The sequence below is a fragment of the Vibrio sp. 10N.222.46.A1 genome, from assembly GCF_041473595.1.
Lineage (GTDB): Bacteria > Pseudomonadota > Gammaproteobacteria > Enterobacterales > Vibrionaceae > Vibrio > Vibrio tasmaniensis_A.
Genome location: NZ_JBFRSN010000496.1, coordinates 1 through 633, shown reverse-complemented (window position 1 = coordinate 633; position 633 = coordinate 1). Strand labels below are relative to the sequence as shown.

Annotated in this window: 1 protein-coding gene; it reads right to left on the bottom strand. The window is 49.3% G+C overall.

The annotated features are described in order from the left end of the window. On the bottom strand, positions 1 to 633 hold a 633-nt coding region (locus AB4496_RS14565), incomplete at both ends, for a phosphopantetheine-binding protein (protein WP_372131222.1).

The window sequence follows — 633 nt, the reverse complement described above, 5'->3', positions numbered from 1 at the left end:
TTCAGGGTTTAGCTCTGGCAGCGTTGGTAGCTGGTCTTGAACCGTACCCAGGATCTCGACGCGTTTAATCGAATCGATACCAAGGTCTGCTTCCATGTCCATCGCTAGGTCGAGCATTTCTGCTGGGTAGCCAGTTTTATCGGCAACCACTTCCATCATTGTTGATTGAACATGAGCAGGATTTAGGTCATTGCTCGTGCTTTCTGTAGCAGGAGCTACTGTCGCTGCTTCCGAACTAGGAGCTAACTTGCTGTTCATGCCTTTAGTATTCATGTAAGCAACGATTTCACCCAGAGTACGGCACTCCGCTAGGTCTTCAGGGTTCAGCTCTGGCAGTGTTGGTAGCTGGTCTTGAACCGTACCAAGGATCTCAACACGTTTGATTGAGTCGATGCCAAGGTCTGCTTCCATGTCCATTGCTAGGTCTAGCATTTCTGTTGGGTAGCCCGTTTTATCAGCCACTACGCTCAGCATTGTGCTTTGAACTTGTTCTGCGTTTAAACCGTTTGATACTGCTTGCGCTGGTGCAGATGCTTGAGTTGCTACTGGAGCAGAAGCTGGAAGTTTGCTGTTCATGTACTCGACTATCTCGCCTAGAGTACGGCACTCAGCGAGGTCTTCAGGGTTTAGCTC